At 36.1% G+C, this 15,059-nt stretch carries 17 protein-coding genes; 12 read left to right on the top strand and 5 right to left on the bottom strand.

The features are described from left to right. Positions 1 to 4: 4 nt before the first annotated feature. The gene (locus IW15_RS05770; RefSeq protein ID WP_034709985.1) at positions 5 to 535 is read right to left on the bottom strand and encodes an SRPBCC family protein; all 531 of its coding nucleotides are present in this window, start codon (positions 533 to 535) and stop codon (positions 5 to 7) included. Between the two features lie 212 nt (positions 536 to 747). On the opposite strand from IW15_RS05770, the gene IW15_RS05765 reads away from it, so the two are divergent. The 11 genes from IW15_RS05765 (at position 748) to IW15_RS05715 (ending at position 10,163) form a co-directional block, all read left to right on the top strand. Continuing rightward, positions 748 to 2,766 carry a M3 family metallopeptidase gene (locus IW15_RS05765; RefSeq protein ID WP_034709984.1) on the top strand — a complete coding sequence of 673 codons (2,019 nt, stop codon included), beginning with the start codon at positions 748 to 750 and terminating at the stop codon, positions 2,764 to 2,766. Between the two features lie 119 nt (positions 2,767 to 2,885). Then, positions 2,886 to 3,086 (top strand): YqaE/Pmp3 family membrane protein, encoded by a 201-nt coding sequence (locus IW15_RS05760; protein ID WP_228384310.1) that lies wholly within the window; start codon positions 2,886 to 2,888, stop codon positions 3,084 to 3,086. 12 nt (positions 3,087 to 3,098) lie between these two features. Beyond that, a complete protein-coding gene (locus IW15_RS05755; RefSeq protein WP_034709983.1) occupies positions 3,099 to 3,830 on the top strand; it encodes a class I SAM-dependent methyltransferase in 732 nt (243 codons plus the stop codon). 175 nt (positions 3,831 to 4,005) lie between these two features. Further along, positions 4,006 to 4,503, top strand: coding sequence for a DUF2867 domain-containing protein (locus IW15_RS05750; protein ID WP_034709982.1), 498 nt, complete (start codon positions 4,006 to 4,008; stop codon positions 4,501 to 4,503). Positions 4,504 to 4,598: 95 nt separating this feature from the next. Continuing rightward, complete coding sequence (locus tag IW15_RS05745) at positions 4,599 to 5,996, top strand: gluzincin family metallopeptidase (protein WP_034709981.1); 1,398 nt, start codon at positions 4,599 to 4,601, stop codon at positions 5,994 to 5,996. Between the two features lie 153 nt (positions 5,997 to 6,149). Further along, the gene (locus IW15_RS05740) at positions 6,150 to 6,905 is read left to right on the top strand and encodes a hypothetical protein (RefSeq protein ID WP_034709980.1); all 756 of its coding nucleotides are present in this window, start codon (positions 6,150 to 6,152) and stop codon (positions 6,903 to 6,905) included. 33 nt (positions 6,906 to 6,938) lie between these two features. Next, complete coding sequence (locus IW15_RS05735) at positions 6,939 to 7,319, top strand: tetratricopeptide repeat protein (protein WP_034709979.1); 381 nt, start codon at positions 6,939 to 6,941, stop codon at positions 7,317 to 7,319. A gap of 130 nt (positions 7,320 to 7,449) precedes the next feature. After that, on the top strand, positions 7,450 to 8,412 hold the full coding sequence (locus tag IW15_RS05730) for a bifunctional helix-turn-helix transcriptional regulator/GNAT family N-acetyltransferase (protein ID WP_034709978.1): 963 nt from the start codon (positions 7,450 to 7,452) through the stop codon (positions 8,410 to 8,412). 164 nt (positions 8,413 to 8,576) lie between these two features. Continuing rightward, complete coding sequence (locus IW15_RS05725) at positions 8,577 to 9,446, top strand: leucine-rich repeat domain-containing protein (protein WP_034709977.1); 870 nt, start codon at positions 8,577 to 8,579, stop codon at positions 9,444 to 9,446. Between the two features lie 23 nt (positions 9,447 to 9,469). Beyond that, positions 9,470 to 9,769 (top strand): hypothetical protein, encoded by a 300-nt coding sequence (locus IW15_RS05720; RefSeq protein ID WP_034709975.1) that lies wholly within the window; start codon positions 9,470 to 9,472, stop codon positions 9,767 to 9,769. Positions 9,770 to 9,842: 73 nt separating this feature from the next. Next, the gene (locus tag IW15_RS05715; RefSeq protein WP_131368504.1) at positions 9,843 to 10,163 is read left to right on the top strand and encodes a hypothetical protein; all 321 of its coding nucleotides are present in this window, start codon (positions 9,843 to 9,845) and stop codon (positions 10,161 to 10,163) included. A gap of 19 nt (positions 10,164 to 10,182) precedes the next feature. On the opposite strand, the gene IW15_RS05710 is transcribed toward IW15_RS05715, so the two are convergent. Continuing rightward, a complete protein-coding gene (locus tag IW15_RS05710) occupies positions 10,183 to 11,589 on the bottom strand; it encodes an MFS transporter (RefSeq protein ID WP_034709972.1) in 1,407 nt (468 codons plus the stop codon). Between the two features lie 39 nt (positions 11,590 to 11,628). Continuing rightward, a complete protein-coding gene (locus IW15_RS05705) occupies positions 11,629 to 12,192 on the bottom strand; it encodes a TetR/AcrR family transcriptional regulator (protein ID WP_034709971.1) in 564 nt (187 codons plus the stop codon). Positions 12,193 to 12,456: 264 nt separating this feature from the next. On the opposite strand from IW15_RS05705, the gene IW15_RS05700 reads away from it, so the two are divergent. Further along, the gene (locus IW15_RS05700; protein WP_034709970.1) at positions 12,457 to 13,245 is read left to right on the top strand and encodes a hypothetical protein; all 789 of its coding nucleotides are present in this window, start codon (positions 12,457 to 12,459) and stop codon (positions 13,243 to 13,245) included. A 13-nt stretch (positions 13,246 to 13,258) separates the two neighbouring features. On the opposite strand, the gene IW15_RS05695 is transcribed toward IW15_RS05700, so the two are convergent. Further along, entirely contained in the window at positions 13,259 to 14,278 is a 1,020-nt protein-coding gene (locus tag IW15_RS05695) for an NAD-dependent epimerase/dehydratase family protein (protein WP_034709969.1), read from the bottom strand. Positions 14,279 to 14,339: 61 nt separating this feature from the next. Then, positions 14,340 to 14,915: a Crp/Fnr family transcriptional regulator gene (locus tag IW15_RS05690; RefSeq protein ID WP_034709968.1), complete on the bottom strand. Its 576-nt coding sequence runs from the start codon at positions 14,913 to 14,915 to the stop codon at positions 14,340 to 14,342. Between the last annotated feature and the right edge of the window lie 144 nt (positions 14,916 to 15,059).

Raw genomic sequence — 15,059 nt, 5'->3', positions numbered from 1 at the left:
TTCATTATTTTTCTGACATTTTTTTCAGGTCTCCAAGACCTTCATCAAACATTTTTTTCATATTCATATCCATCATGGGTTTCATGATTTTCATCATTGTATTCAGTTCATTGTCCATCGTCCAGGTCACTTTCGTCCCATTTCCGTCTGGTGTAAGCACAAAAGTACCTTTTGCATCCCCTTCGAATGGTTTTATGAAATGTAATTTGGTGGTTAGTTTTTCATTTGGTGCTACTTCAGTCACCGTTTGCTCACCCTCTCCTACTTTGTCATTTCCTTTCCAATGATAGGATTCTCCTACCTGTCCTGTTACTCCGGAATACGTGATTACAACATTTTTGTCTGCTTTAGAAAACGGATCCCAGGTATTAAACCCTTTTAATGACCCGGTATATTGCCATACTTTTTCCTTCGGCTCATTGATCACGATTGATCTTTCAAAATGGTAATCTTTACTGAAAAAGAGCATTGCAATCACTGCATAGGCAATAATCAATAAGATGATCACTCCAAGAATTCTCAAAATTGTTTTCATAGTATCTATTTATATTAAGGTTATCTTTTAATTGTATTCTGCTTTATCCGTTTCAAAAATAGCAATTCTGCATACCCCTCTACTTTTCCTATGACAAGATTATTAAAGATAACGCATTTTTGTCATACACTGGCAGTAAGGCATTATTTTTGCGCATTTCAGCTGTCAGATCAAGACGAATCATTATTTTTACCCCAATTAAAATTTGAAAAATGAATATTTTAACAGAAAAATTTAATACTCCCTATCATACTGCACCATTCAACGAGATTAAGAATGAAGATTATCTTCCTGCTTTTAAAGAACTGATCCAACACTCTGAAGAAGAGATTGATGCTCTGGTTTCCAGTTCTGAAGAACCTACTTTCGCCAATGTTATTGAGGCACTGGCTTACTCCGGTGAGCAGCTTGATGTGGTTTCCAATATATTTTTCAATTTAAATTCAGCAGAAACAAGTGACGAATTACAGCAACTTGCTCAGGAAGTTTCTCCCATCTTAACAGAATATTCATCAAAAATATCTCAAAACGAGGCTTTATTCAATAAAATTAAAAAAGTCTACGACGAGAAAGAGAAATATGATCTTAATGAAGAGCAGGAAATGCTTTTGGAAGAAACCTACAAAGGGTTTGTAAGAAACGGAGCATTATTAAATGAAGAGGACAAAGAAAAATTACAGAAGATCAGCATGGATCTTTCCTTAAAATCTCTTCAGTTTGGACAGAATGTACTGGCTTCGACCAATGCTTATTATAAACATATCACTCAAAAAGAAGAATTGGCAGGTATTCCTGAAGCGATCATCGGGCAATATGCTGAAGAGGCAAAAGAAAGAAATCTTGAAGGATGGGTGGTTACTCTTCAATATCCAAGCTATATCCCGTTGATGACGTACGCTGAAAACCGTAATTTGAGAAAAGAACTCGCATTGGCTAACGGTAAAAAATCATTTGATGGCGGAGAATTTGATAACCAGCATATGATTAAGGAAATCCTTGAATTAAAACAGCAAAAAGCAGAATTGCTCGGCTATGCAACGTATGCAGATTTCGTTCTTGAAGAGAGAATGGCCAAATCTCCCGGTAAAGTATTAGACTTTTTAAATGAAATGCTCACCAAAGCAAAACCTTATGCTGATAAGGAAATTGAAGAGTTAAAAGCATTAGCCAAAGCCGATGGAATTGAAGATATGCAGTCTTATGATCATTCTTTTTATGCTGAAAAGCTTCGAAAAGAAAAATATGATCTTAATGATGAAGAGCTGAAACCCTATTTCCCACTGGATCAGGTTCAGGATGCTGTATTCGGACTGGCCGGACAGCTTTTCGGGCTTAGCTTTAAGGAAAGAAGTGATATTCAGAAATACCATGAAGATGTCAAAGTATATGAAGTACAGGAAAATGGTGAATATAAATCATTATTGTATGTAGATTATTTCCCAAGAAAAGGCAAAAGAGCTGGAGCGTGGATGACAAGCTACAAAAATCAGTATATCAAAAACGGTGAAAACTCACGTCCTCATATTTCTATCGTTTGTAACTTCAGTAAACCGACAAAAGACACCCCTAGTTTACTGACTTTCCAGGAAGTGACTACCTTATTCCACGAGTTTGGGCACGCGCTTCACGGAATGCTGGCCAACACGCAGTATCCTACTCTTTCCGGAACTTCTGTAAAATGGGATTTTGTGGAATTACCGTCCCAATTCCTTGAAAACTTCTGTTATGAACCTGAATTCCTGAAAACTTTTGCCAAACATTATACAACCGGCGAAGTTCTTCCTGATGACAAAATCCAAAAGATAGAACAGTCAAAAAACTTTATGGAAGGATACCAAACGATGAGACAGTTAGGTTTCGGAATCCTAGATATGAATTACCATACGAAAGTCGCAGAACTGGAACATGAAACGATAAAAGAATTTGAAGATAAATACACAAAAGCTACGCAGCTATATCCATCAAATCCTGAAACGGCGATGAGTCCAAGTTTTTCGCATATTTTCCAGGGTGGATATTCAGCCGGATATTATTCTTACAAATGGGCGGAAGTATTGGATGCAGATGCCTTCCAATATTTTAAGGAAAACGGAATTTTCAATCCTGAAATTGCCGCAAAATATAAAATCCTTCTTTCCTCCGGCGGGACTAAAGATCCTATGGAACTGTACAAAAGTTTCAGAGGAAGCGAACCGAAAGTGGAAAGCTTGCTGAAAAGAGCGTTTGGATAAAATTTATAATAAACCCCTCTTGATCTGACAATCAAGGGGGATTTTTTTTGTTTTTAGTGAAAATTTTACTCTGTAAAAATTTTCTTATTTTTAAGATTCAAAATTTAAAACGTATTATCATGCTACTAGCCATCTTACTTCCTTTTCTATCGTTTATCCTTCGTGGAAAAATTATCACAGGAATTATTTGCCTTATTTTACAGATCACATTGATAGGATGGCTTCCCGCTGCAATCTGGGCTGCATTATCTTTGAATAATGCGAGAGCAGACAAAAGAAATGATAAATTAATCCAGGCAATGAAAGACAACAGAAAATAATCTGATGTATCTATGAAAGAAAATAAATACGACAGCCTTTCTTTTTTCAACCAATATGAAAAAATGCTCCGGTCTCAAAAAGGATTGGAAGGTGCCGGTGAATGGCATGCTTTACAAAAAATGCTTCCGGATTTTACCGGGAAAACGATGCTTGATCTGGGTTGCGGTTTTGGTTGGCACTGTCGTTATGCCATAGAAAACGGAGCAAAGTCTGTGACAGGTATTGATCTTTCTGAAAAAATGCTTGAAAAAGCCAGGGAAATCAACCATCTCGAAGGGATTGAATATGAGAGAAAAGCTTTAGAGGATGTAAGGTATCCGACAGAAAAATTTGATATCATATTAAGTTCTTTAACGTTCCATTATATAGAATCCTTTGATGTAATGGCCCAGAACATCTATCAATGGCTCAAACCAAACGGACATTTTGTGTTTTCTGTGGAACATCCAGTGTTTACAGCACAGGGAAACCAGGATTGGACGTATGCAGAAGATGGAAAAAAACTGCATTGGCCTGTGGATAATTATTTTGCAGAAGGAAAGAGAAATACTCATTTTTTAGGAGAGGACATCGTAAAATACCACCGGACTTTAACGACTTATATGAACAGTCTTTTACAGCAAGGATTTAGAATTAAAGAAGTTATCGAACCCCAGCCCAATGATACCATGCTGGAAGAGTTTTCAGAAATGAAAGATGAACTGCGGCGCCCGATGATGCTCTTGATTTCTGCGGAGAAATAATTTTCAAACTTCACCTATACTGAATATTGCTCCCATCACCTGAAACATCTGAAAAACAAAAATAATATTCTTTCATGTATTTTTCGTAAATTGGTGCTACCGGAGAACCTGCTCTATAAGGCAGACTTAGTATATATACGTTCTTATTTACTCCGGTGCAAAAACTAAAAATCTCATGAAAATACCTGAAAAATCACTACTGAATACGCAGCATTTTGATTACTCAGATTCTTTTGAAAAGGAATTTGTAAGTAAACAGACCCATATTAATTCTTCTGAACTGGGAAAATTATTCTTTTCAAGCGGTTCTCCATGGATAAAAAAGCTGTTTTCGCTAAGAAATAAAATTGTCAAAATTTTCGGGTTAAAAGCCTCGGAACATCAGGAAACAAAAGAATTCAACTATGAACCGGGTGATCAGATAGGACTTTTTAAAGTGCTGGAAAAGAATGATCATGAAATTATTATTGGAGAAGATGATAAACATTTGAATTTTAGAGTTTCTTTGATGTTAGACAATGAAAATAATCAGCAACACAATAGAAAATTAACCATCACTACTATTGTAACCTATAATAACTGGTGGGGGAAACTGTATTTTTTCCCTGTGAAACCATTTCATAAAATGATTGTTCCTTCTATGCTTAATGGGATTGTAAAGAATTTATCTTAACTGATACATCAGAGGGTATAATACATTTGTAGATTGGAGCCTTAAGTAATATCTTTGCCCATCCAATAAAATTTAGGCAATCCACTCAGACCCCCATGAAATCTTTATTATCATTCTTATTGATCAGTCTGCTCTCATTACCCATTACCGCACAGGAAAAAGCACCATTATTAACCGGAAAAGTAGCCATTTCCATCAAAGAGGGAACCTTCGATTGCGATCTTACGCTGAGTGATATTCCATATATCAGGGACTATTATATCCGCCTCAATTCCGGGATGAATCCTCTTCATTTCAGAAGTAAGAAACCGAATGACATGGTGCTTTCTTATGATAAATCTCAATCGGACAGTACTTCATCGGGAGAATCCCTGGCCTATTTCTTCCCGAATAAAAGCGGGAAATTCCTTCCGGAATCGGTACAGTTCAAATATGTAGGTAAATTTCCTGTCGCCAAAGACACCCTCGAAAATTATACAAAAGATGACTGGCGCGGAAATATCGCCTTTAATGCTAATTCTCTGCGGGTAGAAGGCACCCAATCCGCCTGGTATCCTGTTCTGTATGATATCCGAAAAGACAAAAGGTATGAGGAAGTACGGTATGATATAGAATTCACTTGTAAAGACTGTAGTACGTTGTACGTGAATGGGAATGCCCCTGTGAAAACTTCAAGCATGTGTTTTAAAAGTGATACTCCTCTGGAGCTCACGCTTTTCTTCGGTAATTATGATTTTTCCAATATTGGCAATACCTATATTTTAAATCCGCAAATCAGTGAAGCGCAGATTAAGGAGTTTAGTGAATTGATCAATACCTACAAAAAATTTTATGCGGATAAACTGGGAATTCCCTTCGGAAAACCGGTTACCTTCGTTGAAACCACTCCAACTTCTATAAAAAACGGATGGCTTTTCGTTTCTTATCCAACGATCATCAATGTCGGATGGGGTGAAAACGGACTTAAAAGTTTGTTCAACCCGAAAACTCAAAACTGGTTCAGACCTTTCATTGCTCATGAATTGGGACATTATTATTTCGGAACTTATAAACAGTTCAACTCTGAGCTTGGAGGTTTGCTATCAGAAGGTTTCTCTGAATATTTATCGTTGAAGGTAACGAAGGATATTTTGGGGAAAGATATTTATGACAAAAAGATAAAAGAAAAAATAGAAGGTCTTACTGAAGAACCGCTTTTAGGCTATTTCAGCAGCATACAAACAAAACCGGAAGATGATGATTATCTTTCTTATGCTTATGATTACACCCCGGTTATATTGGCCGCCATAGAAAAAGAAATTGGTGAGAAACAGATGTGGAACTGGATGAATACCATGCTTAAGACGCCGACCACCTTTACCAACTATGAGTTTTTAACATCGACCCTCGAAAAGACTCTCTCCAACAGCAGACTATTGAAACAGATCAAAAGCCAGTATTTCGAAACTGAAAAATCTTTTGAAAATGCAGTTAAAACCATAGAGAAACAATAGGATACACTTATAACGGCTTACATACAGGCTGTCATTAATCTTTATAAACGGAGATTCAAAAAAAGTTTGTAACAAAAAAATGTTTCCCCTACCTTCGTTCTTGATGGGAAGAATAATAAGCTCGCTGGCTTTAATACTCATAACGCGATTAGCATGAACAAAGAGGTAATTGAAACTTTTACAGATTTAGCAACAGGAAAGCTCACCGCAACCGAATGGATTCAGTGGTTTGAAGAGCACAAAAATCTTGTGGAAATCACTTGCGGAAGAACAGCTTTTTTAAAAATTAAGCCTAAAGGAAATCAAACCTGTATCGGTAATGCTTATGCCGGACAAACCGCAGTCGTCAACTGGTTAACAACCCAAAATATTAATACAGAAGTAAGTAATATCTACCAAAAAGCCTATGAAAAAGAGTTTGATGCATTCATCAAACAGGAAAAACAAAAAGATAAGCTACGCCAGCAGTACGTAAAAGATAATTTCGCCTATCTGGCAGATTTTTATCCCCGATTTTTCAAACAGCTTCAGAAAAGTTTTGATAATTCGAATACGATTGAAAAGGGCAAAACTCTTTCAGAAATTTCAGAGAAAGAGCTTTCTTTAACCAGCACATTTTCTCCTGACCTGATCACTTTTTTCTCTGCCATTTCAAAACTCAGCCTGGAAGGAATAGATATCGATTTCGACACGCTTTCCATAGAATTCTTTGAAGGCAAAAGCTTTTTGGTGTTGGGTGAATTTTGGTATTATGGAGATGGTGATTTGCTTTTATATGATCTTACCAATCACCAGTTATTTTCCTATGCCCATGAGTATCAACCTCCGAAATTAATACGACTGGCCAATAGTGTACCGGATCTTTTAGAAAAGACTTTCACAAAATATTTAAAATCACAGACTGAGTAAAGATTTATTTAAAACAGAAAATAAAACAATATCATGGATATCAAAGTAAGATTGGAAAATCTAAAAAAGCTTCAGGCAAAAAGGTGGGAAAATGAAGACCATTGGGATACCATCAATGATCTTTTAATCAAAGAACTGGATGAAATTTTACTCATTGATCCGAAAAACACAGCAGCTTTAATCAATATGGGAGCAGTGTATTCTGATATGGGAGAAAATGCAAAGGCACTGGAACATTTAGAAATAGCATTAGATCTGGGTTCCGAAGACAAAAATCTTTATATCAATCTGGTGATTGTACATGTTTATCTGGAGAATCATCAGGAAGAATATCTTGAATACCTTGAAACTGCTGAAGAAAAAACGGAAGATCCCCTTACTTTTAAAGCCTATTTTGATCCTCAGTCTCATTAAACAGTCTCCCGCAAACCGACAGAAATAGCAATCAGCCTACATATTATATTAAAAATTTTAAAAAAATAAAGTGTATGTAATCTGAGTTAATTATATTTGCATAATCAGTTATGTAATTAATTATACACTTATGAATCTATTCGAAAAAACCGGGAAAATGGCTTTAGGAAGCAGATTACGTTTGCTTACTGCTAAAGTGACAGAAGATGCTTCTAAAATTTATGATCTTTACCAGGTGAAATTTTCTCCCAAATGGTTTCCTGTATTTTTTATTCTGGCAGAAGACGGAGAAAAAACAATCACACAAATTGCAGAAGACATCGGACATTCCCAGCCTTCCGTAACAAAAATCGTGAAGGAAATGACGACGGCAGGACTGGTTAAAAATCAGCTTACCTCAAAAGACAAACGCAGGAATGTCGTTGGACTTACAGAAAAAGGAGCTACAGTGGCCGAAGAAATGATTAAGGGGCAATGCGCAGACATTGATGTTGCCATTGACGGTATCATGGCTGAAGCCAAACATAATTTATGGGAAGCTATTGCAGAATGGGAATTTTTATTAGACCAGAAATCTATGTTTAAAAGAGTTCAGGATCAAAAAAAACTTCGTGAGAGTAAAGATGTCCAGATTGTAGATTACGAGCCGAAATACCAATCTGCATTCAAATCGTTAAACGAAGAATGGATCTCCACCTATTTTGAAATGGAGGAAGCCGATTACAAAGCACTGGATCATCCTAAAGAATATATTCTGGATAAAGGCGGAAAAATATGGGTTGCCCTCTATCAAAATGAGCCTGTAGGTGTTTGTGCCCTGATTAAAATGGATGATCCCAATTTTGATTTCGAAATGGCAAAAATGGCCGTTTCTCCTAATGTTCAAGGAAAAAGTATTGGCTGGCTACTTGGTCAGGCTGTTGTAGAGCACGCCAAAAAAGCGGGAGCTTCAAAAATATATCTGGAAAGCAATACAATCCTGAAACCGGCCATTAACCTGTATTATAAACTAGGATTTCAGAAAATTGCAGGTCATGCAACGCCCTATAAGAGATGCAATATCCAGATGGAGCTCGATCTTAATCAACAATAACATCAATAGGTACGAAGGAATACAAAAAAGCTTTGATCAGTACTATTTAATGAAAACATTGGTCGCCCAGCTTACAGAAGTGGAAAAGGGACGGGTAAAAGTTTCAATGCCAAAATAATTATTTTGTATATTTAAAAAAGGTAAAGATTGGCAACAGAATAACTATGAAAAAATTTAGATTTAATGAAAACATCAATGAATTCGAAATTGATCATCGCTGTATTGAAGAAGGAGTAAAATTTGCTGAGAAAAAAAATTATCCTGCCATCAGAATCGTAGACTTAAAAGAAGATGGAAAAGCTTGTTATCTGGACTTATCTCCTTTGTTCGGAAATACATTCATAGAATCGCTTTCCATCTCTGATGATGTTAAAATTTCCAAAGTCTCTCTTGAAGCCCTCTACTCTATGGAAAGCCTGACAAAATTATCTTTTCAGGATAAAAAAATACAACCGGATTACTCAAAACTATCCAATCTGCAGGTATTATATATGAAGTTCAGTGATCTTCCTACAGGATTTTCCTGTCTTGAAAAGATGACGGACCTCCTTATTACATCATTGAATCATGAAAACTGTTCTTTTTTTGATGGATTGCATTCACTGAAAGAGCTCCGGTTAAGCGGTGGAAAACTGCAAACCCTCTTCGGTATAGAAAAAGCGGTAAATTTAATGGATGTAAAAATAGATCACTGCTCTAAACTGCATGATATTTCCAGCTTATCTGCTCTGAAAAATCTAAAAAATGTACATATAGAGAAATGTAAATTAGCCACCGATTTCTCCTCTCTCACGGATAATACTACACTTACACATCTATTTGCATCAACCATCGATTCGATCAGCTTTATTCCGACCATGCCCAAACTTACTTCATTGCATTTCTGGGATTTAACTGATGGTGACCTAAGTCCTCTTCTCGAAGCAAAATCATTGAAGGAAGTTGACTTTTATCCCAATAAAAAACATTACAGCTATACCTTTGAGGAAATCAATTCCTTGTTGGAAAAACGTCATCCACAAAAGATATCATAAATAAACTTTATTTACCTCAATACATGTTAGATTTCTATTTCCTGCAAGACAACGAATCTCAACCCAGTTATCCTGAACAGGCTCACTTATCATACGCCGGAGAACTTGATGACCATACCTTCAAAAACCTGCAGGATAAAAAAGTCATCGGTAAACAGTTTGAATACTATTCTGATTTCAGATGGCCAACGGAAGTTATTTCTCAAATGGAACGGATCATTTCAGAAAACAAATTACAGGATGATACGGATGTACAACAACTAATGTCAATTTTTGAAGCAGCTGCTATGAAAAAAAGCGGACTGATTGCGTATGGTGATTAAATATTGTCTTACTCTTATTTTTACATTATTTGTATTTGCAGTCTCATCTTCACAGCAAAAACTTAAAGTAAAGTTGATAGAATTTTCTGATCATAAAATTCCGTCTTACTGTGGTTATAATAAACAGTATGGTGTTTTAAAACTTGAACTTTTGGACGATAGCTCCATATTTAAAAAAGGGGAACATCTATTTATTTATCAGGAATACCCAAGAGAACTCATGAATGAATATGTAGGAAAATATACTAATAATGAAATATATCTTCTTAATCTTAAAGGGAAAATTAAAGAAAAGAGTCTAAATTCAGCAAAAAAATTAAGTAAAACATATTACAAAAATGAAGATTCTAGTATCATTTATTTTGGCTGGCTGGAAAAAAATAAGAAGAAATAAAATAGTCTTATTCTATAAACTAATCGTATTTATTTTTCCCTGGCAGAATATGATCAGGTACTTTAGCAATAATAATGATGACGGCGAATAAGCAAACAATATTGCTTGAAATGGCCATTTCAAATGCTTTTTGATAATTGGCTACCAAAGGTTTTTCGCCTAAAAAATAATAAAAAACACTGCCGATCATAATAATCCCAATGATGGCTGCAATCTGCTGAAAAGTAATATACACTCCGGAAGCATTTCCTATAAGATCTTTCGGAATTCCGGCCAATGCGATATTAGCCAGTGAAGGAATAATACTTCCCACGCCTACTCCATGAATAAACAGCAATGCATACAGCAATACCCAGGAAACCCCTTCAGTAAACAGATAAGCCTGCACAATCAAGACACTGATAATCAACAACAATCCAATAATTAAGATCTTTTTTCCAAATCGTACAATAAGTTTCGTGGAAAAAACAGAAGCAAGGATAAAACCAAGTCCCTGAAAAACAATAATTTCCCCGGAATCCAACGGATTAATTTTCAATCCTTCCTGAAAAAAGACCGATAGAATATAAAAATAGGAATCCAGCATGATAAAGAAAAAAGAAACAGCCAGAATTCCAAGATTGAAATTTTTATACGTAAATAATGTAAAATCAATCAAATAAGATTGATTTTTTTTAGCTCTATTACGCTGATTTTTAATAAAATAAAACAAAAGAGCTATCGAACTGAGCACCAAAAAGATACTTTTCCCATCAAATTGACCCTGCTCCGAGCTGGTTAAAGCATACGTAAAGCAAAACAGTCCCAATACCAGTATCACAACGCCAGATACATTAAACTTCGCAGTACCTGTAGTTTTGGATTCCTCCAATATTTTAAGTCCCAAAACAATTGCCAGCAGACAGATCGGAATATTAATGAAAAAAATAAGCCTCCATGCTTCATGCATAATATGCAGAGATGAAAAATACCCCCCTAAAAACTGTCCGGCAATCGTTCCCAGCCCAATAGTGACGCCATACCAGCCCATTGCTTTTGTACGCTCCTCATGGGCAGGATACAACATCTGGATCATCGATAGCACCTGAGGTGACATCAGCGCTGAGCTTATTCCCTGCACAAATCTCGAAATAATCAATACCCATGAATTGCTGGAAAGTCCACATATGATGGAACTCAACATAAACACAACCAGTCCGATGATGAATATCTTCTTTCGGCCGTATACATCTCCCAACTTTCCGCCAGTGATCAGAAAGGACGCAAACCCAATCAGATAAGAAGCTATGATCAGCTGCATATCTCCATTCGACACATGAATATCCCGCTGAATGGATGGAATCGACACATTGATAATAAAAATATCCATGATTGCAAGCAGCTGCCCGAAAAGGATAATGAGTAATTTAAGTTCTTGAGATTTCATTTTATATAGATATATCTATTTTCAAACAGGTAAAAAAATTTAAGGCAGTAAGCCCTGAATTATTTTTTTGATATGAGCGAAAGCATCTGCATTTTTATCAATGGTAGAAGTTACCACCGCTCCTTCAATCAAAAGGAAAATATGCTCTGCAACACTATCAATATCGAGAGACTTTTTCTCTACATCGTATTGCGTGAGGATCTCTCTGATCATTATTTTCTGCTTTTCTTTATGGTTTTTCACAACATCTGAAACCAGCGGATTGCTGTCTCCCAATTCGGAAATAATTTTAATAAAATGGCATCCTGCGAACGTTGAATCATCTTGCAGCTTTTTCCGGTAATTAATTAATGCTACAATTTTATCTTTAGGAGGATCAATATTTCCTATTTGTTCTTCAAAACCTTTAAACCATTCTGTCTCCTCTTTGATGAGGTAAGCCCGAAGCAGATCGTTTTTAGAGGAAAAGTGATTGTACAGTGAACCGATGGCAATATCCGCCTCTGCAATAATCTGGTTAATTCCTGTAGAATTAAAACCCTGTCTGTAAAAAAGATCAGAAGCGGTTCTGATGATGCGGTCTTTTGCTTTCTCCTTTTTCATATAAAAAGTTTTTGCAAATCTAATTAAAAAATAGATAAGTCTATCTATTTTTTGATCATTTCATTTTTACTACTCCATAAAAACACTTTAAAAACAACTGACATTGTTTACATTGCATAAGGCTACCCATGGTAAACTCACCTTAGATACGAAATATTGATTTTTGAAAATAAATTAATTATTAAGTTAAAAACATGCAGAATTTTTCTTTATCTTAGTGAAGGAAATGCTTTTAATTCATTGAAACTAAGCATTGCATACTATATGGCAGAAGAAATATACTTCATCAAAACCAATCCTACCATTGCCAGAATTAATCTGTATAATAAACTCTGCCGCGAAGAAAAAAATATCCTGGATTTTCTGGATGATGATAAAAAAACGAGTCTTGAAATCATCAAAACAAAGGTTCAGGGATCTATCAACAGCCTTACTCATGATGAGTTTTTAAGCATTTATAACTGGATTAAAAATACTTGTATTCCGGCTCATGATGCTACCATTGAAGAAGAAGTAAAAACCCAGCTTTTTATTAACGGAATAGATCTTTTTTTTGAAATCCCTGCAAAAACTTCTGCGAAAAGTTTCTCTGATCTCCTTTCCCATTATGAAACCATTATCGGTCATCATCTTCCATTCATTTCGGAAACTAACCATTTCAACCGATTTTTGATTTATTCTATGTTTTATACCGGAAAACTTAAGCTGTTTTTCGACCTGTATGAACAAAAAAATGATCCCACTGATGAACATATTTTTATGCAGCTTGATATGTTAAAGCCCAATTATAAAGACTTATACGAGCTGGCCGAACAGGAATTCAATATTGGGCTTCCTGCATTTCAAAACCTCATCAGCGAATCTCAAAAACTGGGAGAATTTCATCAGACTGCCAACAATAATCAGTCATACTCCATTCCCTCAGAATTGGTTCCTTTATTAGAAAATGAAAAAGACATTTTGGCAACTGCCAGTCTTTATCAGACCCTGTCCGGTTTATATGAACTTACCAAATATTATAAGGATTCTATCATTAAACTTCATCTTTATTAACACATTAAAGTTCTTAAGACTGCTTTAAAAGTTCTGGATGTTTCATCAGATATTTCAACGCTTCCTGAACGGCTTTTGCAGGACTTTTGGGAGCAAAGCCCAGTTCATTCCTTGATTTGGAAATATCAAAATTCTGCTGAAGTCCGGAAAACATAGCAATATCTTTTCTGGTCAGTACCGGTGCTTTTCCACTTATTTTAGCCGACAGTTCCATGATTCCGGCAATGGCATACAACATGAAATTTGGAACGGCACCCGGCACTTTCAGTTGAAGATCCGGATACAGCTGATCTGCTAATTTTGTAGTATCTGTAATCGTCATGCACTGTTCGTTGGCGAGAATATAGCGTTCACCCGAACGTCCTTTCTGTGCTGCCAGATAGCACCCTTCCGCAACATCTTTCACATCAATCCAGTTGAGAGTAATTTTGGTATCCACAGGAATTTGTTTATTCAGAATTAATTTCAAAACACTGTAGGATACGTTCAGTGGAAGAGATGCTTCACTTCCGATCATGGCTGAAGGCATTACAGAAACAAGCTCAATCCCTAATTTTTGGGCCAGTTCAAAGGCCAGCTTTTCCCCGTCATTTTTAGAATTATAATACATATCTCTCCTGTCCGGATTATAGCCGTTGCTTTCTTTCGTGGGCAGATGAGTATAATCAAGCGCGGCAATGGAACTTACATAGACAATTCTTTTGACTCCCGCTTCAGCGGCTGCTTCAATGGTATTGCGGGTTCCCTGTATATTAACGTCATAAATTTCCTTCTTCGGATCTTTAGCCCATAATTTAAAAGAGGCCCCGACCGCATAAAAAGTTTCAACCCCCTGGAGTGCCTTTACAAAAGAAGCTTTATCCGTAATATCAGCCTGCACAACCTCGCAGTTCAAACCTTCAAAAGGTTTTTTATTCTGGATATTTCTTACCGTTGCCCGTACGGGAATGCCTTTCTGCAGAAGCAATCTCACCAGATTATTTCCTAAATGTCCATTAGCTCCTGAAACCAGGCTTAGTGTATTCTGTATCATTTTTCTTACGTTTTAATGATACAAAGTTCTGTTTATCCTTTCCGGAACCGCTTGACTTTTGTTAGTTAATTATTTTTTTTCGGATACGGCTCAGGCTTTCGGGCTTCATTCCTAAAAATGATGCAATATATTGAACAGGAACATTCTGAATAATCTCCGGATAATTTTCTATCAGCTTGAGATAGCGCTGCTCTGCGCTTAGCGTTGATAATTCTTTAGACCGGTTTTCATTGTAGGTAACAGACTGCTGAAATACCGAAATACTGAAATCCTTCATTGCAGAACTGGCAGCAGTAAGAACATCAAGATTTTCTTTACTGATTCTTAACAGTTCACAAGCTGTTATGCATTCTACATTTTCATCGGACTTGGTCTGATTGATAAAATTAAAGTAAGAAGTAAAAAATCCCGGCGGACAATTGATATGCGTTGTTACTTCAGCACCGTTCTGATCTGTATAAAATAACCTCAGATAGCCCGTCACAATATAATACAGATACTGCGGCACCTTTCCAGCTGCTTCAATGATGGTATTTTTTGAATAGTTCACAGGTTCAAAATAGGTAGTTATCATTTCAATCTCGTCACTATTGAACTGATGGCCGGAACTGATAAAATGTAAAAGCTTTTCATGCATCATCGAAAATTTTATCCTACAAATTTAATTAAAACAAACAGGAAATGCTGATGGTCAACAGAAGTGATTATTAAAAAAACAGCAATATTACTATTGTCATGTAATATCACCAACCCATGAGTTGTCTTTATGGTAAATACTATA

The sequence above is a fragment of the Chryseobacterium soli genome (assembly GCF_000737705.1).
Classification (GTDB): Bacteria; Bacteroidota; Bacteroidia; order Flavobacteriales; family Weeksellaceae; genus Chryseobacterium; species Chryseobacterium soli.
The sequence above is the reverse complement of the archived record's forward strand: the minus strand, read 5'-3'. Positions and strand labels throughout refer to the sequence as shown.

Coding starts and splice junctions, on each gene's coding strand:
- IW15_RS05710 (WP_034709972.1), bottom strand. CDS start 11,589: ATGAAATCTCAAGAACTTAAATTACTCATTATCCTTTTCGGGCAGCTG.
- IW15_RS05700 (WP_034709970.1), top strand. CDS start 12,457: ATGGCAGAAGAAATATACTTCATCAAAACCAATCCTACCATTGCCAGA.
- IW15_RS05730 (WP_034709978.1), top strand. CDS start 7,450: ATGAATCTATTCGAAAAAACCGGGAAAATGGCTTTAGGAAGCAGATTA.
- IW15_RS05690 (WP_034709968.1), bottom strand. CDS start 14,915: ATGCATGAAAAGCTTTTACATTTTATCAGTTCCGGCCATCAGTTCAAT.
- IW15_RS05720 (WP_034709975.1), top strand. CDS start 9,470: ATGTTAGATTTCTATTTCCTGCAAGACAACGAATCTCAACCCAGTTAT.
- IW15_RS05695 (WP_034709969.1), bottom strand. CDS start 14,278: ATGATACAGAATACACTAAGCCTGGTTTCAGGAGCTAATGGACATTTA.
- IW15_RS05725 (WP_034709977.1), top strand. CDS start 8,577: ATGAAAAAATTTAGATTTAATGAAAACATCAATGAATTCGAAATTGAT.
- IW15_RS05705 (WP_034709971.1), bottom strand. CDS start 12,192: ATGAAAAAGGAGAAAGCAAAAGACCGCATCATCAGAACCGCTTCTGAT.
- IW15_RS05740 (WP_034709980.1), top strand. CDS start 6,150: ATGAACAAAGAGGTAATTGAAACTTTTACAGATTTAGCAACAGGAAAG.
- IW15_RS05750 (WP_034709982.1), top strand. CDS start 4,006: ATGAAAATACCTGAAAAATCACTACTGAATACGCAGCATTTTGATTAC.
- IW15_RS05765 (WP_034709984.1), top strand. CDS start 748: ATGAATATTTTAACAGAAAAATTTAATACTCCCTATCATACTGCACCA.
- IW15_RS05755 (WP_034709983.1), top strand. CDS start 3,099: ATGAAAGAAAATAAATACGACAGCCTTTCTTTTTTCAACCAATATGAA.
- IW15_RS05770 (WP_034709985.1), bottom strand. CDS start 535: ATGAAAACAATTTTGAGAATTCTTGGAGTGATCATCTTATTGATTATT.
- IW15_RS05735 (WP_034709979.1), top strand. CDS start 6,939: ATGGATATCAAAGTAAGATTGGAAAATCTAAAAAAGCTTCAGGCAAAA.
- IW15_RS05745 (WP_034709981.1), top strand. CDS start 4,599: ATGAAATCTTTATTATCATTCTTATTGATCAGTCTGCTCTCATTACCC.
- IW15_RS05760 (WP_228384310.1), top strand. CDS start 2,886: ATGCTACTAGCCATCTTACTTCCTTTTCTATCGTTTATCCTTCGTGGA.